2 pseudogenes are annotated in these 864 nt (G+C 41.7%); both read right to left on the bottom strand.

Going from position 1 to position 864, the window contains the following annotated elements:
* A pseudogene (locus ACFIM6_RS10015) lies at positions 1-181 on the bottom strand (hypothetical protein); the annotation flags it as partial.
* A 9-nt stretch (positions 182-190) separates the two neighbouring features.
* Positions 191-864: pseudogene (locus tag ACFIM6_RS10010) on the bottom strand (hypothetical protein); the annotation flags it as partial.

Raw genomic sequence — 864 nt, 5'->3', positions numbered from 1 at the left:
GACAAACCTTATGCGTGTCATCTTCAATCCCCTCTTCTCCCTCTCCAAGCTCTTTAACAAAAACCCAATAAAAACGTGTTGTTAAAAGATTCCCTAGCCTTCTTACTGTTTCAACTTTGTCAAAAGAAAGCATGTTCAGATAATCTTCTTTGCTATTTAAATGTTCTGGATATTCTATCATCTCTCCCTCCTAAACAAAATGACGCGTATGGCTACATCCACGCGCCGCAACTTGTTCATTTCCACCATTGACGATCATGGCGGCTCGAGTAAAACGCCCATTATCCGTTGTATTACTCCAGCTACCACCCCCTAACAATGCTCTCATTTCAAACGTATTTTGCGTACGGCTTATGGGTATAGGAAACGTGCCCGATAAAAATTGCCAAACATAACCGCAACCATCCTCACAACCGATATGCGAGATCATTCGACGATTCGCCGTATCCTTATATCCACCTGAAACCTTAGAGGTTGGTTCTTTCTTGCCAACAATATGTGTCTTTTCATTGCTTCCATACATAGCAGAAGCAAACGCTTCATCACTCAGTAAAGATTTTTTAACACGCGCCATATCTGTTACATGTTCGGTATAATTACGGTTTGTTGTTATATTGGTACGATACATTGATTTCGTATTTTCACCCGTCCCTGATTGAAGATAAATATCAACCCAAAGATCTGTAGAGGGGTCGTAGACCATTCCCTCTGGTGAACTATAAGGGCGGTGATTGAGACACCAAACTGAATTGGGTAAAATATCCCCTGCTCTATAACCAGACAATGGATGACCGGAAATCGTACCAACATCCGCACAAAGCGTATGAAACCCTCCTATCTTTCGCGAATTACTCACTGTGTAAT

This window comes from Bartonella sp. AA9NXGY, from assembly GCF_042196845.1.
GTDB lineage: Bacteria > Pseudomonadota > Alphaproteobacteria > Rhizobiales > Rhizobiaceae > Bartonella.
Note: the sequence above shows the minus strand (reverse complement) of the source record. Positions and strands in the feature narration are given on the sequence as shown.